Raw genomic sequence first — 26,758 nt, 5'->3', positions numbered from 1 at the left:
GGAACCATGACTAACCGTTGCTTTATCTACGCTACTGCTGCTTCCCCCTTCACCGGGTTTGCTGTAACAAAAATAAAGCGTCTGATTGCTGGCGTAGTTTGGATCAACTGCAACGCCAAGCATACCGCCCTGATTCACAGAGGCCACTTCTGGTACGTTTTTCAACGGTGCAGACAGGCCTTCGTGGCGGTCGAAAAAACGAATATTTCCCGACCGTTCAGTGATCACCATGCGGTTATCCGGTAAAAAGGCCAAGCTCCAAGGATGATTCAGCTGGTCTGTGAGGACTTCCACTGATAGTTCATCATCGCGAGCTTCGGCCATCACGGAAATGCCCATCGATACAAGCAGTAATCGTGTTAACTTCCGTGACCCCAGCATAGATATGGCGCTCTATTGAGGCAACATTGCACGCAACATCCATGCAGTTTTTTCATGTACGCGCATACGGTCGCCAACCAAGGCCGCAGAAGACTCATCATCTGCATCCTGAGCCAGTTTAAGTACTTCACGGGATGTTTTTACCACAGCTTCATGACCTACGGTGAGTAAACGCACCATTTCTGACGCTTCAGGTACACCTTCAACTTCTTTAATAGAGCTTAGCTCGAAAAAGGTTTTGTATGTGCCTGGGGCTGCAACACCCAAAGTACGAATACGCTCGGCAATTTCATCCACTGCCTCTGCCAATTCGGTATATTGCTCTTCAAACATCAAATGCAATTCACGAAATTGGGGGCCGGAAACATTCCAGTGAAAATTGTGGGTTTGCAGATACAGGGTATAAGAATCCGCTAACAGGCGTTTAAGGCCCTCTGCAATTTCTGTACGATCATTCTCGGAAATACCAATGTCTATGATACTCATGATGCAACTCCTTATTCAGTTTGTTCGGTACTACGAATAGAAAAATAAAAATATATAAGTAATGGTACTATCTGCGGCCACTTACGGTTTACTCTGCCACAATTTTAATGATGATGTTGAGAACTAGCACCCCTGTCCTGATGCTTCACTTCAACGCTAATTTCACGTTCAGAACCATCGGCAAACACCAAGGTAAGCGGAACTTGGCTGCCTTCATCCAAGCCCTGAATTAAACCAATAAGCATAATGTGATCACCACCTGGCACAAATTCATGCTGACTATGAGGGGTTATCACAATGCCGTCTTTGAGTTGGCGCATCCGCATCATACCGTCTGTCATTTCAGTGGTATGGATCTGCACGTCCTCTGCTATATTTGATGGCGTTTTGACAGAAAGCAAGTGCAATTGACTATTTGTTTGATTCGATAATGTTAAATAAACAGCACCGGTTTTGGCCATAGGAAATGTCGCCCTAGCCCAGCTATTACTGACCTGTACATCGGCAAGAGACGAAGTGGAGACCCCAAGTAGCAGCCAGCCAAATAGACAAAGAGGAAAAGATAAACGCACGAGCATACTCCATTACTTTCATGATAGTAACATAGTAGGAGCAATTGAACGGGGATGAAAGGCCGAATGATTGATTTAGTTCAATTAAACGCCGAAGTGAGATAGGTAGTTAAAAAATGGTGCCGACTGCCGGAGTCGAACTGGCGACCTACTGATTACAAGTCAGTTGCTCTACCAACTGAGCTAAGTCGGCACACTTTTTTAAAACACGCTGCGAACAGCGGATGCGTATTGTAACGGTGAAATCATTGAAGTCAAGGTTGTATTTGTTTTAACCGTCTGGCTTCTCGTCCTAATTTCGGAAAATACTCTGCTGGCACATACTTACCCAGCTCTTCGAGTTTTTCTCCTAAGCCAACATAGGAGGCAGCCGTCACATTAATATGACCCATTTTGCGCTTCTCCCGCACGGTTTTACCATACCAATGAAGATGACAGCCGGAAATCTTAAGCAGATCCCGGGAAAAGCTACTGCAACCGATAATATTGACCATGGCACTAGGGCCTATGGCTGAGGTATCGCCAAGGGGTAAGCCGACCACGGCGCGCAGGTGATTTTCGAACTGACTGGTATCACTGCCGGTCATGGTCCAGTGGCCGGAATTATGTACCCGGGGAGCCAGTTCATTCACCATCAGGGTATCGGCACACTGAAACATTTCAACGGCCAGTACACCAACATAATTCATCCCATCGGCCAGCACGCGAAAAATTTCTTCTGCCTTTTGTTGCAGCTGCGCTGATACATTCGGGGCGGGAGCCACAGACACATGAAGTTGGCCTTGATGGTGCAGGTTCTCGGCCAAAGGATACATTTGAATGTTCCCCTCTTTGTCCCGAACCCCAATAAGGGACAATTCCCGCTCGAAGTTAATCATTTGCTCAACGACCAAGGGCACAGCTTGTAGATCCAGGCTACTAAGGGCCTGTTTTAATTCTGGTAGTTGCTCTTCACTTGTTAGACGCCATTGTCCATAGCCATCATAGCCGTCTCGACTGGCTTTAATGATTAATTGATCGCCTAAGGCTGAAACGCAATCTTCAATTTGATCGGCATAGGTGACAACCTGATGCGCTGCGTTGGGCACATTCAAGGCGTTAAGCAAACGCTTCTCACGCACTCTATCCGCGCCAACCAAGATGGCATTCATCGACGGAAACAACTTTTCCGTTTTACTGGCTTCTTCAAGCAGGTGTTCTGGCACATGCTCAAATTCCGCCGTAAGCGCATCGGAAGATTCCAACGCCTGCGCCAAGCTCACATCCAATGGACGTTTACTGACAGGATGGACAACGGTTTCCGTGTTCACATCCACAGCTTGAACGTCAATACCTAACGGACATCCCGCCAGATACATCATTTGCGCTAGCTGGCCGGATCCGTAAACCAGAACTCTCATTCATCCAACTCCAAATTACCGTTATCCAGTACTGTTTCAGTTTGTTTTTGCCTGAACGCAATCACAGCTTGGCGCACGTTTTCATCCTGCAACGCCACCACTTGCGCCGCCAGCAATCCCGCATTGGCCGCACCGGCCTCACCGATAGCCAGGGTTCCTACCGCTACGCCTTTGGGCATTTGCACGATAGAAAGCAGTGAATCAATACCATTTAGTGCTTTCGATTTTACCGGGCAGCCAAATACGGGAAGATGAGTGTGAGCCGCAATCATACCCGGCAAATGGGCGGCGCCGCCGGCCCCTGCGATGATGCAACTGAAACCTTGTTCATGGGCAGTTTCGGCAAACTCCACCAACAAATTAGGCGTGCGATGTGCTGAAACCACCTTCGCTTCAAACTCAACACCAAATGATTTAAGCATCTGTGCCGCATTTTGCATCGTCGGCCAATCAGACGTAGATCCCATGACAATAGCAACTTTAGCCATCGTATGACTCCCGTAATTTGAGAAACTGATTTAACTTACCACCGTACTCTTTATGGTCTTACGGTAAGTCGGAAAGCACGCGATTTTAGCATAAAAACCAATAATACCTACACAAGGGGCATTATTTAGATTAGATTAAATACCTTAGCACAATAATTTTTACAATAATCTATCTGCAATAGCTTGTTCACTTCGGTGATGCCACGGAGTTTCTCATGCAATCTGTAACATTCCGCCTTCTGGAGGTTTTCCAGAGTATCGTCGACAATGGATCAATAACCGCTGCATCCACAGCCCTTTCCTTGTCTCAACCCACCGTGTCACTGCAACTTAAAAAGCTAACCTCCGTTGTGGGCATGCCGTTGTTCGTGCAAACCTACGGTCAATTAACCCTCACTGAAGCGGGCGAAGCCGTGTACCAATGCGCTCAGGAAGTGCTGGGATCTCACTCCCGTTTAGAAAGCCAAATACAGGCTTTACAAGGTGTGGAAGTGGGCATTTTAAAAATTGCGGTGGTCACCACCGCCAAATATGTCATTCCCCCCATCCTAAGTCCATTCTGCCAGCAGCATCCGAATATTGACGTGCGTTTTACCGTGGGGAACCGCGCGACGATCATCGATAGGCTGCAACACAATCAGGATGATATTTATATCTTTAGTCAACCGCCCGTGGATGACAGCTTGCAGTGCACCCCTTTTATGCAAAATAAACTGGTGGTGATCGCCCCCAAAGATTTTGATGGCCCCGACAACTGCAATTTACAAACCTTAAGCCAATATAAGTTTTTACTGCGGGAATTTGGTAGTGGCACCCGCCGTGCCATCCAAGAATATTGTGATGACAATGGGATCACCTTTAATAACCCCATGATCATTGAAAGTAACGAGGCCATTCGCCTTGCTGTTACTTCTGGACTAGGCTTAGCAATATTATCTGAGCATACCTTGGCACAAACGCCAACCGATGGCGTGAAAATTTTAAACGTGACAGATTTTCCCCTTGTGAACCACTGGCAAGCTGTTACCGTAAAACATCGTCAGATAAGTTTAGCGGCACAAGCTTTTCATCGAGCTTTATTAAACGTGGAGTAAATGGATGGCAACAAAAAAAGTCGAAAAGGTACTGGATGGCCTCGTCTCTGAAGTAAGTTACTTCTTAAAACGCGACTCTGCAGCGGGCATTATTCTTATGGCCGCAACGGCCTTGGCACTGATTATCGCCAACACGCCCATGGGTTATTATTATAACCAGCTTATTGATATGAAAGTCACCATTGCGGCAGGCACTTTCGCCATCGACAAGCCTTTATTGCTGTGGATAAACGATGGCTTGATGGCTGTTTTTTTCTTCCATGTCGGGCTTGAACTAAAACGGGAAGTTTGTGAGGGCGAATTAGCCAACCCCAAAGATATTGTCCTGCCGGCAGCCGGTGCCATTGGCGGAATGATAATTCCGGTGGCCATTTATTTGTTTTTTACCTGGGGACATGAAAACGCGGTGTCAGGTTGGGCAATCCCCGCCGCCACAGATATTGCTTTTGCACTGGGTATTATGGCGCTGCTAGGAAGCCGGGTACCGGCCAGCTTAAAAATATTTTTAGTCACTCTGGCCATTATTGACGACATTGGCGCCATCGTCATTATCGCTATTTTCTATACCAGTAATATCACCTTTACAGCCCTCGTTGTTGCTGCCGTTTGTTTGCCCGTGCTGTATCTGATGAATAAACGCAATGTGGTGGATCTTCCGGCCTATATTCTGGTGGGTATTGTACTTTGGGTGGCCATGTTAAAGTCCGGCGTTCATGCCACACTCGCCGGTGTGGTGCTGGCGGCATTTATCCCCATGCGCGATAACCGCAACCTAAGTTATTCACCGGTCACCGAGTTGGAACATAGCTTAAACAGCACTGTCAGCTTTGCCATCTTGCCCATTTTTGCTTTTGCCAACGCAGGCATTGATTTTAGCCAAATCAATGTGGCTGGTATTTTTCACCCGGTAACCTTCGGTATTTTCATGGGGCTTGTGGTAGGTAAACAAGTGGGCGTCTTTGCCTTTAGCTGGCTTGCGGTGAAAATGAAACTGGCAACACTGCCTAACGATCTGTCGTTTAAACACATCTATGGGTGTGCATTACTCTGTGGTGTGGGCTTTACCATGAGCCTCTTTATTGGCTCCTTGTCATTTGAAGATAGCGGGGTAAATCGGATCTTTGATGAACGAATTGGGATCCTGGGAGGCTCGTTAGTTTCTGCCTTACTCGGTTATATGGTGCTGTTTTGGATAGGCAGTAAAAGCACGCCAGATAAAACTAACGTGCCTCAGTCTTCGATAGCGTCACAAGAACGATAGTAAACTTCTGCCAGCTTACTTAAAAGCTGGTAGCGCCTGACCGGTTTACTTAAATAACCGTCCATGCCTGCATTCAGACAGGCTTGCTGGTCTTCGGAAAAGGCATTGGCGGTTAAGGCAATAATGGGAATGGCACTTTTCTTACCCGGCAAGGCGCGAATGCGTCTGGTGGCCTCAAAGCCATCCATCACCGGCATCTGACAATCCATAAGTACACAGTCTACCTCTATTTGATTCAAAGCTTTTAAGGCTTGCTCACCGTTTACCACCCGCACACACCGTATCTTCTGTGCTTTAAGCATATCCAAGACAATCTGCGCGTTAATATCATTATCCTCTACCACTAAAACCTTCATATTCTCGGGCAGTTCGGGCAACGCGTTACCATCGTTAGCGGTGGTAGCCGTGGCGATGGCAAACGGTAGCTTCTCGGTAAAACGGGTGCCCTTGCCCAGTTCCGATTTCACATCCAGAGTGCCGCCCATCAGTGAAACCAGCTTTTGGGTAATCGCTAAGCCTAGCCCTGTACCGCCATACAGGCGAGTGGTGGAGGCATCAGCTTGGGCAAACTGTTCAAAAATCGTGTCTATTTTGTCCTTCGCAATCCCGACTCCCGTATCAGCAACCATCAGAGTGAATACGCCACCTTCATAACTAACGTGTACGGTGATCTCCCCTTCCTGGGTAAATTTCACGGCATTGCTCAATAGGTTATTCACAATTTGCGATAACTTACCCATATCCCCGTAAACCGCCATCGGCAGTACCGTGATATTGGTCATCGAGCAGGTCACCCCTTTATTTATTGCCGCATCCTGATGCAAATAAAACGCAGATTCGACTAATTCCTGAATAGAGAATGAAGAGTGATCTAGTTGCATCCGTCCCGCTTCGATTTTCGACCAGTCCAAAATACTGTCGAGGATCATCAGTAAATTCGATGCTGACTGAGAAATCATTCTGATGCGGCGGGAAACCGGATAAGGAAGAGACTCATCCATTAGGTTTTCGCAAGAGCCAATAATCCCATTCATGGGCGTGCGAATTTCATGGGACATATTGGCCAAAAATTGCGACTTGGCGACGCCAGCGGCTTGAGATTCCTCTAACGCTTGGGCCAGAGACCGAGTTTTGCTTTCAATGCGCGATTCCAATGTGGTATTTAACACATTTAATTCCTGATTTAATCGCTTCTCTTCAATGCGCGACGCATCCAGTTCACTGAAGGCCGTAGTCAGGCGGTGTTGGAGCGACAAAAACGCCTTTTCCAGCGCTGCTAAATCGGAAATCACCAAGGATTTAGATGCCCTTTTAAAAGAACGACTAGTTTGTGGTTCAAACTGGTCAATTTGCTTTATCAGACGCTTTAAAGGTTCACTTAAGAAACTCGAGAGCAGGTATCCGGCAGCAACCCCCAAACACGCAAACAACATAATAAGCTGTAAAACGGTAAGCACAGAGGCATTGGTAAGGGCAAGAAAAGATTTATAATCGAAAAGAAAACGCACCTTCCAGTTGTACGGCTGGATCAGCGCACTGTGTAAAAACCACTGTTGCCCTTGAAATTCGGCTAATTTTTCGCAGCTTTTCACGGTACAATTAGGTAACTCAAGATTTGTCAGCGACTGGATCCCCAACGCCGTTGATGCGTATACCACTCGCCCTTCACTGTCTTCAATCAACATTCTAAACCCACCGAGGTTTTGCGCATCAAATTGACTGAATGTTTTGAGCGATAAGGAGCCTTCTAAAATGCCTTGTATTTTGCCATCGGCATCGGTTATCGGTGACGACACCGCGACGATGGGGTCCTGACCAAACCCCCGTCCCCGAAAAGCATCAGATAAGTATCGCTGTTGTGAAATAAGCACATTTTTAAAGTAAGATCGTTGAGAGATATCCAGCATGCCCGAACGATTTACCTGCTCCATCAATGCGGTTGGCCAAGCCTGGGTAATGATCCCTTTGGCATCCGTACGAAGAAAGGTCAAAAATTCCGGGCTATATTGCCCTAATGACGCCATCACTTCGGCGGTTACCGGATCGGACTTATCGGAGACGGTATCGAGCAATGAGAGATTATGTGCAGCCAGACTAATGGCATCCTGATGCTCAGTAAGAAAATCGCCAATTTGCTCGCTCAACACAAAAATACGTTGACGCATGTAGCTGTCTATTTGCGCTTTTTGTTTACTTTGATATTGGTGAATAAAGGCATAACTTACGGTAAATACCGCAATAAAAAACAGCCCGCAGAAGCAATAGGCTAGCAAGTATTTAAAGTTGATTTTACCGCTAATACGGTGCGGCTTAAAACGCAAGACAATGAAAACATAAACCAGGTGTGCAATCAGCACACTCATCACCGCACCTAACCAGGTGATAGACACCGCGGAAACCACGGCCAAAGAGAGACCGGAGAACCACACGCCGTAGTAAACCAGCAATACGGGCACGGCGATAAGCGTAAAGTAGCCGATGCCAATTTTTAGCGGCTGTAACAGGTGACGTTTATAACCAAACAGTGCCAACACAACCGGTAGCGCAGTCAATAACAGCACAGGCACGGAAACGCCAAATTGATAAAAAGCCGGCGCAAGAATCAATAACATGGCCGCTATTGACCAAACAGGCGGAAAGAGCAGGCCTACCAGCATAGCCACAGGTAGGCCAAACAAAGTTAGCCCTTCACTGAGAAATGGTTTGGGAATAAAACTCAGGCCAAATCCTGCCAACGTCAGTAGCAAGATCCAGCCAATGATATTTTGACGCATTATGTCACACGTCGTCCTTCGCGAAGAAATACATTTAGTTAGCTTGATTCATATAGTCGAGGGTAAGGTTCGTCAGCAATTTTACACCTAATTTCATGCCCGTATCATCAACATAAAAATCCGGTGTATGATGAGCCGGAGAGTCCTCTTCAGCCACATCTAAGGGTTTTCCGCCAACCCAAAGAAACAAGCCTGGGACTTTTTCTTGGAAAAAAGAAAAATCTTCAGCACCGGTCACCGCTTTTGCCAATACGGCATTTTCCTGCCCCGCCGTGCGTTGCAAGGTCGGTAACATCTGAGCGGTGAGATCGGGATCATTAAAGGTAATAGGGTAACTGTAATCCAAGGGTAAGATTAAATCAGCGGTGGCGCCCATACTATCAGCAATACCTTTCACTTTACGCGCCATCGCTTCATACATGTGAGCTCTGGCTGTTTTATCTAACGTACGAATAGTCCCCACCAATTCCACTTCCCGCGGAATGATATTAGAACGGTTTCCACCATGGATCGCGCCAACGGTGACCACAGCCGCATCGTCAATAAGCTTAATTTCACGACTGACGATGGTTTGCAGTGCCATGACCATTTGCGCCGCCGTTACAATAGGATCAACACTTTTCCAAGGATAGGCACCGTGGGCCTGCTCGCCGTGGATCACAATCTTAAAGGGATCCACAGCAGCCATAGCACCACCGGGTTTGTAGCTCACTTTATTGACGTCCAGATTCGCACTGATATGAAGCCCAAAAATCACATCAACGTCGGGGTTTTTAAGAACACCTTCTTTTACCATCACTTCAGCGCCCCCCATTTCTCCCGGTGGTGCGCCCTCTTCTGCGGGCTGGAAGATAAATTTCACTTTCCCGTTTAGCTCATCTTTCATGTCTGTAAGTATTTTCGCTGCCCCCATTAGCATGGCCATATGAGTATCGTGTCCACAGGCATGCATTACAGGCACCGTTTTACCGTCATATTCACCTTTTACTTCAGAACGCCAGGGTAAATCATTTTCTTCGGGAACGGGCAAGGCATCCATATCTGCTCGCAGCGCCACCACAGGACCCGGTTTACCACTGTCGAGGATGGCAACAACCCCTGTTGCCGCGACGCCGGTTTCCACTTCTAAGCCTAAAGAACGTAAATATTTCTCAATGTATTTAGCGGTTTCGAACTCGCGATTGGACAATTCAGGATGCTGATGGAAATGATGACGCCATTTTATGACCTCAGGTTCAATATTATCTGCCAACGCATCCACCGACGAATTAGCCTTTGAAAGTGAAGAAAATAGCAACAAACTTATAATTGGTAAGAGACTTTTCCGCATTGTTATTATTCCTTTATGAACCCTGTATTTACCCTATCCCAAACCGCTTTTATTTAAAAGAAATGCTTGTGAATATTGGTGTAAGCAATACCAAAAGTAGACTTTAGTCTAATAGGATGGGCGAAAAAAAGCGGGCTGATAATCAGCCCGCTTTTGTGTGTCTGGCAATACCGTAACAATCTTAGTTGCGTTGTCGTTTCATCGCATCAAAAAATTCATTATTGGTTTTTGTCATGGACAATTTATTAATCAAAAATTCCATGGCATCAATTTCTGACATTTCGTGAACAATTTTCCGCAAGATCCACATTTTCTGTAGTTCCTCTTGGGAAGTAAGTAGTTCTTCACGGCGGGTACCCGAACGATTGAAGTCAATGGCAGGGAAAACACGCTTTTCAGCGATTTTACGATTCAGGTGCAGTTCCATGTTACCGGTACCTTTAAACTCTTCGTAGATAACTTCATCCATTTTAGAGCCGGTATCAATAAGCGCGGTGGCAATGATGGTTAGACTTCCGCCTTCCTCAACATTACGGGCAGCCCCAAAGAATCGCTTGGGTTTATGTAATGCATTGGCATCAACACCACCGGTCAGGACTTTACCTGACGATGGGATCACCGTGTTATAAGCACGGGCAAGACGGGTGATCGAATCAAGTAAGATAACCACATCTTTTTTGTGCTCAACCAAGCGTTTGGCTTTCTCGATAACCATCTCGGCAACTTGTACGTGACGGCTAGCGGGTTCATCAAAGGTTGATGCCACCACTTCACCCTGCACCAAACGATGCATTTCTGTCACTTCTTCTGGCCGTTCATCAATCAACAGTACCATCAGCTCACAATCAGGATGATTGGCCGCAATGGACTGAGCAATATTTTGTAGTAACAGTGTTTTACCGGCCTTTGGCGGCGCAACAATTAAGCCACGCTGACCTTTACCGATGGGCGAGGCCAAATCTAACACCCGAGCCGTAATGTCTTCTGTTGAACCATTACCACGCTCCATCCGCATACGATCAGCAGCGTGAAGGGGGGTAAGGTTTTCAAAGAGGATTTTGTTACGGGAGTTTTCAGGTTTGTCGAAATTGACTTCACGGATTTTTAAAAGGGCGAAATAACGTTCGCTGTCTTTGGGCGGTCTAATCTTGCCGGCAATGGTGTCGCCCGTTCGAAGGTTGAATCGTCGAATTTGGCTGGGCGAGACATAAATATCGTCAGGGCCAGCTAAGTAAGAGGAATCGGCTGAACGCAGAAAGCCAAAGCCATCCTGCAGTATTTCCAAAACACCATCGCCGAAGATATCTTCACCGCCTTTGGCGTGATTCTTCAAAATGGAAAAAATGATGTCTTGTTTTCTGGCGCGAGCCATATTTTCCAGGCCCATTTGTTCGGCCAGAGCGACCAACTCGCTAATCGGTTTGTTCTTCAGTTCGGTTAAATTCATACTGGTGGGTCTTTGTGCTTGAAATTCGCTTACGGGACGTTAGCCCCTAATTAAAAAAATAGTTGGAATGAGTTTCGCCTAGGTGAGGCGGAAGCAGAACGCGGCTCGGTATAGAGCTAATAGCGAAACGTTAGCACCTTAATCCGTCAACGTCTACTTTTTTCCCACTAAATGTTAAAAAAATTTTAAATTATGCCTTTGGCACTGTAAAAGTCAGTTTTAAGAGGGCAGAACTCGGGTAACAATCCCATAGGCCGCATCGATTTTCGCCGAAACAGGAAGAATGACATTGTAGCCACTGCCTGGCGCCACAGAAATCGCCGTTTCATTTTCGCTGTATAGCGCGGTAACCCTTTCTATATAATTATGTGCCGGTGTCATGATTTCAAGTGTATCACCCACTTCGAAACGATTTTTCACCGCCACCAGGAGCCCTTTTGTCGAATCTCCCGTCACCTCACCTACTAGCTGACGTGATTCGCTTTTCGATTCACCACGATCATATTGCTGGTAGGCATCGTGTCGATGCCGGTTTAAAAAACCTTCAGTGTAACCACGGTTAGCAAGATGCGATAATTGGTCACTGAGCGCCGGATCGAATGGCTTACCGCTTACCGCATCATCAATGGCTTGTCGATACACCTGTGCGGTGCGAGCACAATAATAGAATGACTTTGTTCTGCCTTCGATTTTAAGTGAATCAACGCCAATTTCAACCAGTTTATGCACATGTTCTACGGCACGAAGATCCCGTGAATTCATAATGTAGGTACCATGTTCATCTTCAAAAGCGGGCATTAATTCATCGGGCTTTTGTGGTTCTTGTAGCAAATAAGCTTGCTCTGTAGGCGCGCCATATCCTAAGGTAGGCTCAGGAACGAACTGCCCTACCCCATCCTCCTTCGCCGGTGCCGCCCTGTATTGCCATCGACAAGCATTTGTACAAGCGCCTTGATTTGCGTCACGTTTATTAATATAACCAGACAGCAAACACCGTCCGGAATACGCCATACACAAGGCACCATGAACGAACACTTCCAATTCAATATCTGGGCATCGCTGCCTAATTTCGGCAATCTCATTGAGGCCAAGCTCGCGGGAAAGAATAATACGTTTAATGCCCTGCTGTTGCCAGAACTGGACACTGGCCCAATTCACCGTATTGGCTTGCACCGATAAATGAATAGGCAAATCGGGAAAATGCTCACGGGTTAACATGATAACGCCAGGATCAGACATGATCATTGCATCGGGCTTAAGGGCAGCCACCGGCGCTAAATCCGTTAAGAAGGTATTTAATTTACTGTTGTGTGGCGCAATATTATTAACAACGTAAAGTTTGCGCTGTAATGTTCGGGTAATTTCTCGGGCCTGAGCCAATTTTTCAAGGGTAAACTCGTTATTTCTCACCCTTAACGAATAGCGGGGTTGCCCGGCGTAAACGGCGTCAGCGCCATAGGCCAGCGCGTATTTCAGGTTTTTTATCGACCCTGCCGGCGACAAACACTCTGGTTTTTTCATCCTGTAACCTTTAAATCGAAAAAGCAGGATGCTAGCAGCAGCACAGTAGGGTATGCTTAATCCTGATCAACAAAAATAAAAAAACTGCCACCATAGGTGACAGTTTTTGTTAATCAGAAGGTAATCAGTTAAAGGTTTTCGTTTAGGAACTCCGTTAACTGTGTTTTTGACAGGGCACCAACTTTCGTTGCCGCCACATTGCCGTTTTTAAATAACAGCAATGTAGGGATGCCACGAATACCATATTTGGGTGGCGTTTCATTATTTTCATCGACATTCAACTTGCCAACTGTTAATTTGCCTTCAAACTCGGTCGCAACTTCTTCAAGAATCGGTGCGATCATTTTACAGGGGCCACACCATTCGGCCCAAAAGTCAACCAGCACAGGACCAGCAGCATTGATAACATCTGCTTCAAATTTGTCGTCAGTTAACTTGATAATTTTGTCGCTCATTCTTTTCTCCAATATTTGGTCTGCTGCTGATTTGTCTCAGCTTTACCATTAGTGTTATAAGAAACGTTTTTTAATGCAAGCACAGATAAGCTATAAGCTATGCAAACAACACATTTAACAGAAACTCATTTTTCAGATTTGCCGATTAACCCTAAGGTTATTGAAGCATTAAAATCAGCAAACTTCACGCACTGTACGCCCATTCAGGCGCTTGCACTGCCGCCCCTGCTCGAAGGGCTGGACATTGCAGGTCAGGCACAAACCGGTACGGGCAAGACCATCGCATTTCTAGCAGCAACTTTCCACTACCTGTTAGAAAAAGTGCAAGATAATGATGGTGCTAAAGCCGGTCCCCGGGCCATGATTATGGCGCCTACCCGTGAACTTGCTGTTCAAATTTACAATGATGCCAAGCTACTCAGTGAGCATACCGGACTGTCACTTGGTCTGATATATGGGGGTGAAGGATACCAAAGTCAACGTGATACGCTAGAAGAAGGTGTCGACATTGTTATTGGTACCACCGGCCGTATTTTAGATTACTACAAGCAAGGCGTATTTTCGCTGGCAAATATTCAGGTCGCAGTACTTGATGAAGCCGATCGCATGTTCGATCTTGGATTTATCAAGGATATTCGCTTTTTGTTCCGTCGTATGCCGCCGGCAACAGAACGCTTAAGTATGCTCTTTTCGGCAACCCTGAGCTATCGTGTACAGGAATTAGCCTACGAGCATATGAATAACCCAACCCACGTACAGGTAGAACCTGAGCGTATGACGGCCACCCGAGTATCCGAGGAACTTTTTTACCCCTCAGATGAAGATAAAATGCTGCTGTTGTTAACGCTACTCGAAGAAGAATGGCCAGATAAAGCCATTGTTTTTGCCAATACCAAAAGTGGTTGTGAGCGTGTTGCCGATTGGCTGATGGCAGACGGACATCGGGTTGGATTGCTCAGCGGTGATGTACCGCAGAAAAAACGTTTATCCATTCTGGAAGACTTTACCAAAAACGCCCTGGATATTCTCGTTGCCACCGATGTAGCGGCCCGAGGTCTCCACATTGATAAAGTCACTCACGTATTCAATTACGACCTGCCTGATGATGCGGAAGATTACGTGCATCGTATTGGCCGTACGGGACGGGCTGGACAAAGTGGACAAGCGATCAGTTTTGCCTGTGAAAAGTATGCACAGAATCTACCCGCCATTGAGGAATATATTCAGCATTCCATACCGGTTACTGAATTTGACCGCAGTGCGCTTTTAGATGATGTCACACCACCGAAACCAAGACGCAGACGGGCACCGAGTAATCGTAACGCCTCACGTCGAGGAAAGGGTCGCGGCAATAATCATCATAATAGAAAACCATCAAAATAAAGAGTGCCATGCAGCCAGTACGCCATCATAATACGGTCATTCAAGGCGAATATTATGCAGCCGTGGATTTAGGTTCCAACAGTTTCCACATGGTTGTGGTACATGTCGTTAATGGCAGCGTACAAATAATCGGTAAAGTGAAACAAAAAGTGCGCCTGGCTGCTGGCTTAAATGAACACATGGAATTGGATGATGCAAGTATGCAAAGAGGTTGGCAGTGTCTGCAAACCTTTTCCGAACGTTTACAGGACATCCCTCGTTCCAACATAAAAGTGGTGGCCACCGCCACATTAAGACTCGCCACCAATGCCCGTAAGTTTATCCAAAAGGCCGAAACCATTCTCGGTCACAAACTTGAAGTCATCAGCGGCAAAGAAGAAGCCAGACAGATTTATTTAGGTGTGGCCTATACATCAGCAAATCAGGGAAATACCCTGGTGATTGATATCGGTGGCGCCAGTACAGAAATTATTATCGGCAATGATATGCACCCTATTCACTTGGTGAGTACCAATATGGGGTGTGTGACCTTTATGGAACGCTATTTCCCCAACGGCGACATTTCACAACAAAATTTCGAGGCCGCGCAAGCTAGGGCAAATGGGTTACTTGATGATGTTGTGGACACCTTCTTGTGCTTTGATTGGCACAATTGCTTAGGCGCATCGGGGACGCCTCAAGCGATCACAGAAATACTTGTGGCGCAGGGGATCAGTGACGCCATTCGCCTTGATTACCTCTATTCGCTGCGGGATCAATGCATTGAAGGTGGCCATATAGATACCTTGGCGATCAAGGGCCTTGAAGCATCACGGAAAGCCATTTTCCCCAGCGGTCTTGCCATTCTGATTACCCTGTTTGAGCGCCTACATATTCGCAATATGAATATTTCAGGCGGGGCACTGCGAGAAGGCCTGATTTATGGCATGTTAGATAATCTGCAAGAAAATGACAGACGCACCCAAACCCTCAATCAGACCATGAAGCGTTATCATATCGATCAGCATCATGCCGAGTCAGTACGGGGTCTTGCCCTTCGTCTTTGCCACCAGCTTTGTGCTCAAACCACCTTGTGTCATCTTGATACCGAAGCGGTGCTCGGTGCCGCGGCGACCCTTCACGAAATAGGGCTACATATCGAATATAAAAAGCATCATGAACATGGTGCCTATATTCTTACCTATATCGATTTACCGGGTTATACCAAGTTGCAAAGAGGCGCAATACGGGATCTGGTGCAATGCCACCGAATGGGTATCAAGCGCGAGTTATTTACCCATTATCATGAAGAAGTGCGTCCCATGTTGGAAAACCTGTTACGGGTGCTGCGCATTGCGGTTGTCTTGTGCCTACGTCGGCAAAATAAACATATTCCCGAGGTAGAACTTTCTGTTTCCGATGATACCTGGACACTCACCTTCCCAGAAGGGTGGCTTAGTGCACACCCGTTAATTAACGCGGAACTGGCCAATGAAACCTGGCTCCAGCACCGCGTTGGCTGGAAGCTAGTCTGCCAGTAATGCTGCCGCCTGAGGGGCAAAGTAAGTTAAAATACCATCTGCGCCGGCCCGCTTAAAGGCTAAAAGGGATTCTAAAATCACCGCGTCCTCATTCAGCCAGCCGTTGTTAAAGGCAGCCTTGTGCATGGCATACTCGCCACTGACCTGATAGGCAAAAGTGGGCACCTTGAGTTCTGATTTACAGCGTCTGACAATATCAAGATACGGCATACCGGGTTTTACCATCACCATATCAGCGCCCTCTTCAAGATCTTGGGCGATTTCATGAATGGCTTCATCACTGTTCGCCGGATCCATTTGATAGGTCTTTTTATCGCCGCCTTTAATATTGGCCGCTGTGCCAAGGGCGTCTCTGAATGGCCCATAGTAACTGGACGCGTATTTTGCAGAATAGGCCATGATACAGGCATTTTGGTGGCCTTGGGCCTCCAGTGTGCGACGAATAGCGCCGATTCGACCATCCATCATGTCCGAGGGCGCCACGATATCGGCCCCCGCCTCCACGTGAGATAAGGCTTGTTTAACCAAGACATCCACCGTGGGATCATTCATCACATACCCTTGGCTGTCGATAAGGCCATCTTGCCCGTGAGAGGTAAACGGATCTAGCGCCACGTCGGTGATCACCATCAGTTCAGGAAATGCCGCTTTGAGTGCTCGGGTTGCTTGCTGGGCCACGCCATTTGCATTGTAAGCTTCTTTAGCACACTCGGTTTTAAGATTGGCTGGGGTCACAGGAAATAACGCGATAGCCGGTACGCCCAGCTTTAAGAGTGATTCTGCCTGCTTTAGGAGTAAGTCAATGGATACCCGTTCAATTCCCGGCATAGAAGGCACGGCTTCGCGCTGATTTTCACCCGGTAAAACGAAAACCGGATAAATAAGATCTTTTGCCGTCAACTGGTTTTCTGCAACCATATCTCTTAGGGCATGATTACGACGTAACCGGCGCATGCGTTTGGTGGGATAAGAAGAAAAAGTCATGATGTTGTTCCCGTATAATATTCTGCAACTACCTTGTTTCGTCCCGACTGTTTGGCACGATACAATAAGCTGTCAGCATGTTTAAATAATAGGGTTTCCTGTTCTTCAGCCGACACGACAATAGAAGAAACCCCGGCACTCAGAGTCATTTGAATGCCTTCCCCGTCCACAATAACGGGCGTATTTTCCACTTTCTGGCGCATACTTTCGATCACCATCTGTGCTCCTTGCAAATCGGTGTTCGGTAAAATCACCCCAAATTCTTCACCACCGTAGCGACAAACATCATCAGAAGGTCGTTTTAGTATGCTTTGCAATAAATTAGCAACGTGACAGATGCAAGCATCCCCCGCCGCATGGCCGTATGTATCATTAATGTGTTTAAAATAATCAATATCAATGATCGCCAAGCTTAATACGGTTTGCTCTCGTCGACTACGTCGACCTTCGGCCAGTAAGCGTTTATCAAAATAACGACGATTACGAATGCCGGTGAGAGAATCGATACTGTTTAGCCGTTCCATTTCCTCATTGGCCTCGGACAACTCCCGCAAGGCAATTTCCAGCTCCAGCGTACGCTCTTGCACCTTGTATTCTAATTCGTCTTGATATTGTTGCTGCATCGTCAGCAAATCTTCACGGGCTAGAAGCACAGCGCGCTCTTGCAACAACACTTGTTGATTGGATGCATATAATTGCTCACGATGCTGGCTGTAACCGATGGCCACAACATAAGCTAATAACAGCGCCTCCATTGTTGCGCCCAGTATCAACCAGTAATCAATGGGAATGGATGACGTAATAATGCCAAGATAATCGAGAACCGAGATGACCCCGCTGATAAGCACAAATGACCATGCCGCGCAGTAGTAGCGCGCAATTGTAATCCCTTTTGCCGCCAGGTAGCAAATAACAGAAAAGGTCATCACCACATTAACAAACAACAAAAAGAGGAAAACGGACACCAATACATCGTAGGGCAAGAGCAGCCCCATCAGCAGATTGATAATCGCGATGATAGCAGCACCTTTAAGGATTAAATCCAGTGTTCGGTACTGAGATTTTAAGTTCAACAGCGAACGGGTAAACATCACCACGAAAAAAACCGCCATATTGGCCCCTACTGCAACGGTATGCTGCGCAAGCCACCCTCCGGAAGACCAGCCATAGGCACGGGTTAAACCCGCCAATGAGGCAAGGGTTAAGACTAGGCTAAATACATAGGCTGAATAGAACACAAACAGGGGTCTACGGGTGGTTAAAAACAGAAAAAATGTACTTACGCCAATGGCCATAAGAAAGCCATAAAAACACCCGGTGATAAGACTATATTCTGCGCTATGGACTAAAAAGTCTGATTTTTTCCAGACCTTTAGGGGAATTTTTACCGGTCCGCTGGTGACAACTTTAAGTATCACAAGTAAATCGTCTTGGGTCGGTGGAAGGGGAAACAGAATAGTGGGATAGGGTATTACACTGTCGTCTAATGAGGTCCCCACGCCAGAGACTGCCCTGTGGACAGGTAATGGATGGTGTTCACTAAAAAAATAGGCCGTTACCTGATCTAATTGAGGATAGGCAACCTCAAGTAAGTCAAAGCCTTCAGCCGCATCCTGTTTGGGCAAACGAAAATAAATCCAGTGCTGCCCCTGCTGTAGACCTAAATTAATAGGGTTATCCAAGGTCGTCCAAGGCACTTCCTGAATGTCTTTAAGACGGGAAATGGAAAAGGAGTCCAATTGGCTGTTAACATACTTTACCTGTTCTAAGTACGAGGGCCCGTGATAAGCATGTATCGTCGTCTGTACAATATAGGCGAAAAATGCCAGTATCAATAGGCAGAGCACGGCCAACCATTTATCATAACGGCGCACAATATCCATATTGAACATAGTCCCTTTCCCCTACTCAGTCAGACTAAATAACCTGCAGGCATTAGCATAACTGTTTTGTGCGATTTGTTGAGGACCTAATTGCAATAATTCCCCAAGATAAGTGCCAATAGAGGGTAAAAACGCAGGTTCGTTATTTTTTGATTTCGGTTTACGATTTTTAGGAAAAAGATAAGGGGCGTCGGTTTCAAGAATAAGCCGATCTAAAGGCAAGACTTTTACCGCTTCACGTAGTGCATCACCACGCTTAGGATCGCACAACCAGCCAGTAACACCAATATATAGTCCACGGGCCAGATAGGCTTTCATCCCTTCCATATCACCGGTAAAACAATGACTGATACCGCCTACCCATTTATGGACAACGGAATCAATACAGGCAATTTGTAAGGAAAAGGCATCGCGCTCGTGCAGGTATACCGGCTTTTGGTGCTTAACCGCTAACGCTAACTGCTGCCTAAACACCGCCTCTTGCACATCCCGTGGCGAAAAATCACGATTAAAATCGAGACCACATTCTCCCACAGCCACGACCCCGGGAAAGGATAAATGGTATTCAAGATCGGTAAAATTTACCTCCGTCATCACTTTTGCGTTATGGGGATGGCAACCTACCGTATAGCAGAGGGTATCAGGATAACGGTCATATAATGCGGCGGCGGATTCCCACTCGTCAGGATGCGTAGTGATCAGGCATAAGCGAGTAACCCCTGCCTCTTGGGCACGATGAATAACGGTCTCAGCATCAAACCGTTTATCAAGGAGGTTAACTCCCCCATCAAACCATTTCACTTACTTGATTCGACGTACAGCCATGCGGCTGTTTTGACCGTTGCGGCCTAAATAAAACGAACCGAGCACACCACGCTCAATGGTAATACTGTCGCCAACATCTACTTTAACATTGGTCTTCGTATCGGTCTGACGCCAAATCATGCCATTATTCAACGTCACAATGGCATCACCTCGAGGCGTTTTTGTCACTTCAGATACCATGGCAGACAAGGTCTTAGGCAGACTTTCCTCTGCCAGGCGTTTAGCCTCCAAACCGAAGTCGTCATTGGCGGATAATTCCGCTGCCGGTGTTGAGGCAACAGCCACAGGCGCTGCCGGCGCAGGCGTTGCAGGTGCCTGAGGTGCAGTCGTCGGTGTTACCGTTTTGGCCCGTTCGCTAGCCGCAGCGTCCACAGACTGCTCTGCATTTGCATAAATGTTCATCGACTCGGAAAGGGCATCAAAACACATCAGGCGTTTGAGATCATTTTTTTCATTACTGCATTGCTGCAATGCATCTGCGATGGTCTCAGCTTGGGTATAGCCTGATAGCGTAATGAGCAAAGCGACCCCGGCAACAGAGAGTGTAGACTTCATGATTTTTCCTTATTCATCATCTTTATTACTGGTCGTAATAGCACTTGCTTGTGACTGAACCGTGCCTGAAATGTCGTTTTCTTCACTGTCATCATCTTCTTTTTTACCAGCGTAAAATCCGCCGACAATGACCCCAACTTCAAATAAAAACCACATGGGTATGGCGAGCAAAGTTTGTGAAATCACATCGGGAGGAGTCAGTAACATTCCTAAGATGAAAGCACACACCACCACATAGGGGCGCTTCGCACGCAAAGATTTAGCATCCGTCACGCCGGTCCAACACAATAAAATGATGGCAATAGGAATTTCAAAGGAAACACCAAAGGCAAAGAAGAGCTTCAAAACAAAATTCAAATAACTGGAGATATCCGTACTAACCGTGACACCTTCAGGCGCAACGCTGTTGAAAAACGCAAACGCGATAGGAAAAACAACGAAGTAGGCGAAGGCCATACCCGCGTAAAAAAGTAGCGTGCTGGAAAACAATAAGGGGGCGACCAAACGCTTTTCATTTTTATAAAGTCCCGGCGCGACAAACGCCCACACCTGATAAAGCACATAAGGAATGGCAATGAAAAACGATAACACCAACGTCAGTTTAAATGGCGCAAAGAAAGGCGACGCCACGTCCGTTGCTATCATAGAGGTGTTTTCTGGCATCGATTGCAGCAGGGGCTGTGCCAGTATCTGATAAAGATCCTGCGCAAAATATGCCAAACATAAAAAAACCACCAGCACGCTGGCCAGCGCTTTTAAAACCCGGCCACGCAGCTCAATTAGGTGTGATATTAAAGAATTTGCGTCAGACATTTACTTCTTTTTATAAGGTTCTTGTACCGATTTTGCCGCGTCTTTAAGCTCATCGACACTTTCTTGAAGCTCCGGTGAGATATCTTTAAGACCTTGTTCCTCAGCTTTTTTCAAGTTTTCGTGAAGTTCATGTACTCGTAATTGATGCTCTACTTCCTGCTTAAACCCTGTGGCCATATTTCGCACACTTCGAACAGTATTGATCGTAGAGCGTAATGCACCGGGAAGCCGCTCGGGACCAAGCACCAGTAGCGCAAGTACGCCAATGACCAGAATTTCCCAAAAACCAATGTCAAACATCAGGATTTTTCTTTAATGTCTGCCTTAGAGTCGGCGCTTACAGATTCAGTACTCGCCGCTTCTTTATTCTGTTTAGTTTCGACCCGCTTTTCTTCAGAAAATTCAGCGTCAGCCTCTTCTTCTGTAATGGCTTTTTTGAAACCTTTAACCGCACCGCCTAAGTCAGAACCAATGCTTTTCAGTCTTTTCGTACCGAATAATAAAACAACAATGACTAAAACGATAAGTAATTGCCAGATGCTAATACCGCCCATAAAACTCTCCTATACATCAAGACCTACAGTATGCCACTGCCTGACCGAGCTTTCACCACATTATTTTCTATTGTATTTATGAATGTCAAAATAACAAAACATTCAAATTTTCTATTTTCCTTTGACCTGTGCTGCGTATGGATTCATGCTAGAAGTATTCCATGATGAAGTTACAAACTGATTGCAAATGTCATGTATTTTATTTTTGTTGTGTATTGCCATACCCACCGACGAGCAAGTCTCGATAGAACGGGAAGCACTGCCCGTTACGATGGAAAATACGCAGGATCCTGAGCGCAAGCTCTGGTTTGATAACTGGCAGCAAAATTTAACCCAATCAATGGATTACACCGCTCGTCAGTTAGACAGTTTTTTTGCACTTGAAGGGAGCGATGCCTATCGCGATGCCCGTGCTGAAGGTCGGGTCAGTGTGGGTTGGGAGCCCCGCACCCGGGATTTAAGTGAAATGGATCTGCGTTTTCGTATTCGCGTAAAATTGCCCGCCTTGGAAAACCGGGTCGATCTTGTACTTAGTGACAACGAAGATACCGATAACCTAAACACCATAAAAGCAGCGCGAACACCGGTTGAACGAAACAACGACAACACCACCATCGCGCTGCGCTATAGGGCAAGTGATAACGCCCGCTTGTCATATCGCTTAGGAACCGGTCGGCGAGGACAAATCTATACCAAGGCCCGCTTTCAAGACACCACCTCGCTGTCAGACACCATGTCGCTGTTTTACGATACCGAAGTGTATTATTACAACCGTGACAGATTAGGGGCCGAACTGGGTGCCACCTTTCAATATTTAAGTCAGGCTGAGCATGTCTTTCGTTTTAATAATCGCTATTACTACCGTGATGATAAAGATGAATGGCTATGGCGTCATGAATTACAATACTTACAGCCTCTTACCCCTACTTCGGCAGCAATTTATACCTTGTTTACTGAAGGCACACAGGAGCCAACCCGTGCCCTTAACGAGGTATACACCAGCTTTCGTTATCGCACGAATCCAACACGTAACTGGCTATTTTATGAAGTGGAGCCCTTTGTGCTTTGGTTGCGTGATGAAGATTTTAAACCCTCATGGGGCATTGCGTTACGAATAGAAGCTTATTATGGCAAGGGATCATAAAAAAACCTCCAACCAGGGGTTACCCAAGATTGGAGGTCTTTTTTAACAGGTTGATTAGTGCGACCTGTTTAAGGTCTTAGCGCCCGCTCGCCCCGTGCCAGCCCACATACGCCAGTGCGTGAGGATTCAATGATCTCTGCACACTCAGCCATGGAAGCGGCGAAAGCATCCAGCTTATCTGACGTACCTGTGATTTCGATGGTATAATTACTGCCGTTTACATCAAGAATACGTCCGCGGAAAATATCACTATTACGTTTCACTTCAGCACGAATATCATCGGTGCGAGTTGCCACTTTGATCAGCATCAATTCACGCTCAATATGAGCACCTTCGGTGAGATCCACCACTTTTAACACATCAATAAGCTTATTGACCTGCTTGGTAATTTGCTCAATTACCCGATCGTCGCCATGGGTGGTAATGGTCAAACGAGAAAGACTAGGATCATCGGTAGGCGCAACGCATAAAGAGTCTACGTTGTAACCTCGTTGGGAAAAGACACCTACAATACGTGACAAAGCACCCGGGGCGTTTTCCATTAAAACTGAAATAATTCTCTTCATTATGTACGCTCCGTTTTACTCAAACGCATATCATCCATTGCACCAAATTTCACCTGCATAGGGTAAACGTGTTCGTTCTGATCTACGGCAATGTCCATAAATACTAAGCGATCGGTATAGCTGAAGCATTTTTCCATCGCGGCATCGAGTTCATCGAGGCGTTCGACTTTAATACCGACATGACCGTAGGCTTCTGCCAACTTAACGAAGTCGGGCATAGAATCCATATAGGAATGGGAATGACGGCCTTTATAAATCATGTCCTGCCATTGGCGAACCATGCCCAATGCCCGGTTATTTAGGGAAATAATTTTAATCGGCAAATTATATTGCAAGCAGGTAGACAGCTCTTGAATATTCATCTGAATACTGCCGTCACCGGTTACCACCACAGAGGTGGCTCCAGGGTGTGCTACCTGCACGCCCATGGCTGCCGGCAAACCAAACCCCATGGTGCCAAGACCACCGGAGTTGATCCACTGACGAGGCTTTTTATACGGATAATATAAAGCAGCAAACATCTGATGCTGGCCTACGTCAGAACTAATATACGCATCACCGTTGGTGTGTTTATACAAAGCCTCTATTACTTTTTGCGGCTTGATTACCGTATCGCCCTGCTCATACTTCAAGCATTCTCGTTTCCGCCACTGGGTAATCTGTTGCCACCAGTCGCTTAGCTTTTCTTTCTGGCCAGATAAATCTTGCCCTTCAAGTTGACCAAACAGCTGATCAAGCACTTTATCCACACTGCCGACAATGGGGATATGGGCATTAATGGTTTTGGAAATAGAAGCCGGATCAATGTCCACATGAATAATTTCAGCATGGGGACAGAACTTTGCCACGTTGTTAGTCACACGATCATCAAAGCGGGCACCCAAGGCAATAATGCAGTCGGCATTATGCATGGTTTTGTTCGCTTCGAGTGTACCGTGCATTCCTAACATACCCACAAACTGCTCATGGGTACCAGGGAAAGCCCCTAAGCCCATTAGCGTGCAAGTAACCGGCGTATTGAGTTTCTCCGCCAATTCGATGACTTTTGCCGACGCTTCACAGGCGACGGCGCCACCGCCCACATACATGACCGGACGCTCGGCCTTCATGATAGAAGCCACCGCTTTTTTGATTTGCTTCATATGCCCTTTTTCAGTGGGGTTATATGAACGCATGACCACAGATTCAGGGAATACGTATGGATGGGATTCCTGAACATTCACGATATCTTTTGGCAAATCAACCACAACCGGACCTGGACGGCCTGAGTTAGCAATGTAAAAAGCTTTAGCAATGGCTTCAGGAATATCGACGGCTCGCTTAACCAAGAAACTGTGTTTAACGATAGGACGAGAACAGCCCACCATATCCGTTTCTTGGAATGCATCTTCGCCAATTAAAGAAGACGCCACCTGGCCGGATAATACCACCATAGGGATGGAATCCATGTAGGCGGTAGCAATACCGGTAATGGTATTGGTTGCGCCCGGGCCAGAGGTGACAAGGACTGTGCCTGTTTTGCCAGTTGAACGTGCATACCCATCCGCCATATGAGCGGCTGCCTGTTCATGACGCACGAGCACATGCTTGACATCGTCCTGCGCAAATAGCGCATCGTAAATGTCTAAAACGGCCCCACCGGGGTAACCGAACACATGTGTGACTCCCACATCTTTTAGCGCTTCAACCACCATGGCAGCGCCTGACATCATTTTCACAGTCAAATCTCCTGTAAGTTGGACTTGTGTCTTGTAACCTTGTTTAGATATTTTGCGGAACATACCGTAGCGCGGACTATAACGAAGGCATTAGAAATTTTAAACAACAAAAAGCATAAAAGTGAGATATATATCCCTATATAGAGAATAATTAGGATGAATATTTCGACTTAAGAGAAAATAACAGTACGATTAGGACAAGGGTTCACAGTTTTTTTACATCTTACGCTGCCATTTGCCCATTTTGTTTCTTTACTTGGACCGGTTTGATCGGCCCAGTTAAAACAAGGCATTTGCTAGACCATTATTGACAATATGCGTAATCTCAACAACTTGGCTAATACGACTGGCGTACTCTTTTTTGCTTTTGACAAAGGGCTTATTACCATCAACATCTTTGCAATATAACGCCCAATTGAGGCTGGCTGCGCAGCGTTTTCACCCCCCAGCCAACAACAAAAACACACTATCACTTTTTGCTGTTTTTTTCGCTTTTTTTCATAAAAAAAGCCACGATTATACGAGCGGACAAGGCGATTGATAGTATTAGCGGGATTTGGGCACCCAAGCCCAGCACATTTCACATATCACTGGCGCTATCTGGTTGACATCGGTAACGGTCACCGGCACCAACACCTCCCCTTTCTCCGCACTCTGCATAAGGGCGATCTGTTCTTCGGTTAAATGGGCTTTAGCAGTCATATCACCTTGGGCGCGTTTCACGTATTGCAAATTCATGTATTTAATTAACGGTAGCTTGTCGCCGGGTAAATTCACCCCCACCACAAACCCCGATGCCGACTCTGCCAATAAAGCCATGGTTGCGGCATGTACACTTCCAATATGGTTTTGCACCCGCTTACGGTTTTTTACCCGAAAGACCACTGAGCTAAGATCTGATGACAGAATATCCAATTTAGCCGTGCCCGCCAGCTTCACCTTATAGCGAAACATATGGGTAAGCAGCATACGGCTAATAAACCCCGGATAACGATTTGCCTTTTGTGCAAACTGCCTTAATGGATTAGGTTTTGAATTTATCATCGAGTATACCCCTTAACTGGTTAGACCAGACAAACTACCTTGAGAATTGATAAATTGCAACGACGGATAAGGGAATAGCACATTGTTGTTATTGTGGTAAGTGGATATCAAACCTAATTTGCTGGAGATAAGGCTTCTGGGGCCCATAAAAAGGGCTTAAAAAATGGGTATGATTAACGGCATTTGGTAATTCATGAGGCTCCATACATGACCCCATATAAGGCCCAAATTGCTGACCACAAACGGGGAGAAAAACCAAGAAAATAATGCACTGTGAAGCGTGATAACGCCTAAGCATGATGAACAAAGAGAAAAGTGTGATGTAATGAAAAATTGGAGCGGGAAACGAGATTCGAACTCGCGACCCCAACCTTGGCAAGGTTGTGCTCTACCAACTGAGCTATTCCCGCATTATCTTTTGCGCTGGCTATCCGAACCCTGAAGGTGGAAAGAAAGATTAGCCTTGCATGGTTAAAAGTAGCGAATTGGAGCGGGAAACGAGATTCGAACTCGCGACCCCAACCTTGGCAAGGTTGTGCTCTACCAACTGAGCTATTCCC

General features: G+C 46.4%; 25 protein-coding genes and 2 tRNA genes. 5 read left to right on the top strand and 22 right to left on the bottom strand.

The genetic code is table 11. From position 1 onward, the window contains the following. The 6 genes from V5298_RS13150 to purE all read right to left on the bottom strand — a co-directional run. Positions 1-381, bottom strand: a 381-nt coding sequence (locus V5298_RS13150) for a PQQ-dependent sugar dehydrogenase (protein ID WP_332931905.1), incomplete at its 3' end; no start/stop codon positions are given. Between the two features lie 12 nt (positions 382-393). After that, entirely contained in the window at positions 394-867 is a 474-nt protein-coding gene (locus V5298_RS13145) for a Dps family protein (protein ID WP_332931904.1), read from the bottom strand. 104 nt (positions 868-971) lie between these two features. Next, entirely contained in the window at positions 972-1,439 is a 468-nt protein-coding gene (locus V5298_RS13140) for a copper chaperone PCu(A)C (RefSeq protein WP_332931903.1), read from the bottom strand. Positions 1,440-1,556: 117 nt separating this feature from the next. Then, positions 1,557-1,632: transfer RNA gene (locus tag V5298_RS13135), tRNA-Thr, on the bottom strand. 61 nt (positions 1,633-1,693) lie between these two features. Next, the gene (locus tag V5298_RS13130) at positions 1,694-2,839 is read right to left on the bottom strand and encodes a 5-(carboxyamino)imidazole ribonucleotide synthase (protein ID WP_332931902.1); all 1,146 of its coding nucleotides are present in this window, start codon (positions 2,837-2,839) and stop codon (positions 1,694-1,696) included. Continuing rightward, positions 2,836-3,327 (bottom strand): 5-(carboxyamino)imidazole ribonucleotide mutase, encoded by a 492-nt coding sequence (gene purE, locus V5298_RS13125; RefSeq protein WP_332931901.1) that lies wholly within the window; start codon positions 3,325-3,327, stop codon positions 2,836-2,838. The genes V5298_RS13130 and purE overlap by 4 nt, the downstream gene beginning before the upstream one ends. 215 nt (positions 3,328-3,542) lie before the next feature. Between purE and V5298_RS13120 the strand changes: the two genes are divergently transcribed. Beyond that, a complete protein-coding gene (locus V5298_RS13120; protein WP_332931900.1) occupies positions 3,543-4,421 on the top strand; it encodes a LysR substrate-binding domain-containing protein in 879 nt (292 codons plus the stop codon). Positions 4,422-4,425: 4 nt separating this feature from the next. Next, positions 4,426-5,682, top strand: coding sequence for a Na+/H+ antiporter NhaA (gene nhaA, locus V5298_RS13115; protein ID WP_332931899.1), 1,257 nt, complete (start codon positions 4,426-4,428; stop codon positions 5,680-5,682). On the opposite strand, the gene V5298_RS13110 is transcribed toward nhaA, so the two are convergent. The 5 genes from V5298_RS13110 to trxA all read right to left on the bottom strand — a co-directional run bounded on the left by V5298_RS13110 (position 5,652) and on the right by trxA (position 13,209). Then, on the bottom strand, positions 5,652-8,456 hold the full coding sequence (locus tag V5298_RS13110) for an ATP-binding protein (RefSeq protein ID WP_332931898.1): 2,805 nt from the start codon (positions 8,454-8,456) through the stop codon (positions 5,652-5,654). The two genes, nhaA and V5298_RS13110, sit on opposite strands and share 31 nt — an antisense overlap. Before the next feature lie 34 nt (positions 8,457-8,490). Further along, positions 8,491-9,786, bottom strand: a complete 1,296-nt coding sequence (locus V5298_RS13105) for an amidohydrolase (protein WP_332931897.1) — start codon at positions 9,784-9,786, stop codon at positions 8,491-8,493. A 181-nt stretch (positions 9,787-9,967) separates the two neighbouring features. Beyond that, complete coding sequence (gene rho / locus V5298_RS13100; RefSeq protein WP_216029659.1) at positions 9,968-11,233, bottom strand: transcription termination factor Rho; 1,266 nt, start codon at positions 11,231-11,233, stop codon at positions 9,968-9,970. Between the two features lie 219 nt (positions 11,234-11,452). Next, positions 11,453-12,754: a tRNA 5-hydroxyuridine modification protein YegQ gene (yegQ, locus tag V5298_RS13095; protein WP_332931896.1), complete on the bottom strand. Its 1,302-nt coding sequence runs from the start codon at positions 12,752-12,754 to the stop codon at positions 11,453-11,455. A gap of 128 nt (positions 12,755-12,882) precedes the next feature. Further along, complete coding sequence (gene trxA, locus V5298_RS13090; protein ID WP_332931895.1) at positions 12,883-13,209, bottom strand: thioredoxin TrxA; 327 nt, start codon at positions 13,207-13,209, stop codon at positions 12,883-12,885. Between the two features lie 99 nt (positions 13,210-13,308). Between trxA and rhlB the strand changes: the two genes are divergently transcribed. After that, positions 13,309-14,592 (top strand): ATP-dependent RNA helicase RhlB, encoded by a 1,284-nt coding sequence (gene rhlB, locus V5298_RS13085; RefSeq protein WP_332931894.1) that lies wholly within the window; start codon positions 13,309-13,311, stop codon positions 14,590-14,592. An 8-nt stretch (positions 14,593-14,600) separates the two neighbouring features. After that, the gene (locus V5298_RS13080) at positions 14,601-16,112 is read left to right on the top strand and encodes a guanosine-5'-triphosphate,3'-diphosphate pyrophosphatase (RefSeq protein ID WP_332931893.1); all 1,512 of its coding nucleotides are present in this window, start codon (positions 14,601-14,603) and stop codon (positions 16,110-16,112) included. On the opposite strand, the gene hemB is transcribed toward V5298_RS13080, so the two are convergent. From hemB to tatA, 7 genes are read right to left on the bottom strand one after another with little or no spacing between them, the layout of a single operon-like run. Next, positions 16,098-17,096 carry a porphobilinogen synthase gene (hemB, locus tag V5298_RS13075; RefSeq protein ID WP_332931892.1) on the bottom strand — a complete coding sequence of 333 codons (999 nt, stop codon included), beginning with the start codon at positions 17,094-17,096 and terminating at the stop codon, positions 16,098-16,100. The two genes, V5298_RS13080 and hemB, sit on opposite strands and share 15 nt — an antisense overlap. Then, entirely contained in the window at positions 17,093-18,988 is a 1,896-nt protein-coding gene (locus V5298_RS13070; protein ID WP_332931891.1) for a diguanylate cyclase, read from the bottom strand. The genes hemB and V5298_RS13070 overlap by 4 nt, the downstream gene beginning before the upstream one ends. A gap of 12 nt (positions 18,989-19,000) precedes the next feature. Further along, positions 19,001-19,780: a TatD family hydrolase gene (locus V5298_RS13065; RefSeq protein WP_332931890.1), complete on the bottom strand. Its 780-nt coding sequence runs from the start codon at positions 19,778-19,780 to the stop codon at positions 19,001-19,003. Beyond that, a complete protein-coding gene (locus V5298_RS13060) occupies positions 19,781-20,359 on the bottom strand; it encodes a hypothetical protein (protein ID WP_332931889.1) in 579 nt (192 codons plus the stop codon). A gap of 9 nt (positions 20,360-20,368) precedes the next feature. Then, the gene (gene tatC, locus V5298_RS13055) at positions 20,369-21,172 is read right to left on the bottom strand and encodes a twin-arginine translocase subunit TatC (protein WP_332931888.1); all 804 of its coding nucleotides are present in this window, start codon (positions 21,170-21,172) and stop codon (positions 20,369-20,371) included. After that, positions 21,173-21,472 (bottom strand): Sec-independent protein translocase protein TatB, encoded by a 300-nt coding sequence (gene tatB / locus V5298_RS13050; protein ID WP_332931887.1) that lies wholly within the window; start codon positions 21,470-21,472, stop codon positions 21,173-21,175. Beyond that, positions 21,472-21,726, bottom strand: a complete 255-nt coding sequence (gene tatA, locus V5298_RS13045; RefSeq protein WP_332931886.1) for a Sec-independent protein translocase subunit TatA — start codon at positions 21,724-21,726, stop codon at positions 21,472-21,474. Before tatA ends, tatB begins: the two co-directional genes overlap by 1 nt. 187 nt (positions 21,727-21,913) lie before the next feature. On the opposite strand from tatA, the gene V5298_RS13040 reads away from it, so the two are divergent. Further along, on the top strand, positions 21,914-22,870 hold the full coding sequence (locus V5298_RS13040; RefSeq protein ID WP_332931885.1) for a hypothetical protein: 957 nt from the start codon (positions 21,914-21,916) through the stop codon (positions 22,868-22,870). Between the two features lie 68 nt (positions 22,871-22,938). Here the strand turns inward: V5298_RS13040 and ilvN are convergent, their stop codons facing one another. The 4 genes from ilvN to V5298_RS13020 all read right to left on the bottom strand — a co-directional run bounded on the left by ilvN (position 22,939) and on the right by V5298_RS13020 (position 26,608). Further along, positions 22,939-23,436: an acetolactate synthase small subunit gene (gene ilvN, locus V5298_RS13035; protein WP_332931884.1), complete on the bottom strand. Its 498-nt coding sequence runs from the start codon at positions 23,434-23,436 to the stop codon at positions 22,939-22,941. Further along, on the bottom strand, positions 23,436-25,154 hold the full coding sequence (locus V5298_RS13030; RefSeq protein ID WP_332931883.1) for an acetolactate synthase 3 large subunit: 1,719 nt from the start codon (positions 25,152-25,154) through the stop codon (positions 23,436-23,438). Before V5298_RS13030 ends, ilvN begins: the two co-directional genes overlap by 1 nt. 546 nt (positions 25,155-25,700) lie before the next feature. Then, positions 25,701-26,198: a DUF4442 domain-containing protein gene (locus V5298_RS13025; protein WP_332931882.1), complete on the bottom strand. Its 498-nt coding sequence runs from the start codon at positions 26,196-26,198 to the stop codon at positions 25,701-25,703. Positions 26,199-26,532: 334 nt separating this feature from the next. After that, positions 26,533-26,608: transfer RNA gene (locus tag V5298_RS13020), tRNA-Gly, on the bottom strand. Between the last annotated feature and the right edge of the window lie 150 nt (positions 26,609-26,758).

Origin of the sequence: Alteromonas sp. 14N.309.X.WAT.G.H12, from assembly GCF_036697315.1 — a bacterium.
Taxonomy (GTDB): Bacteria; Pseudomonadota; Gammaproteobacteria; order Enterobacterales; family Alteromonadaceae; genus Alteromonas.
Note: the sequence above shows the minus strand (reverse complement) of the source record. Positions and strands in the feature narration are given on the sequence as shown.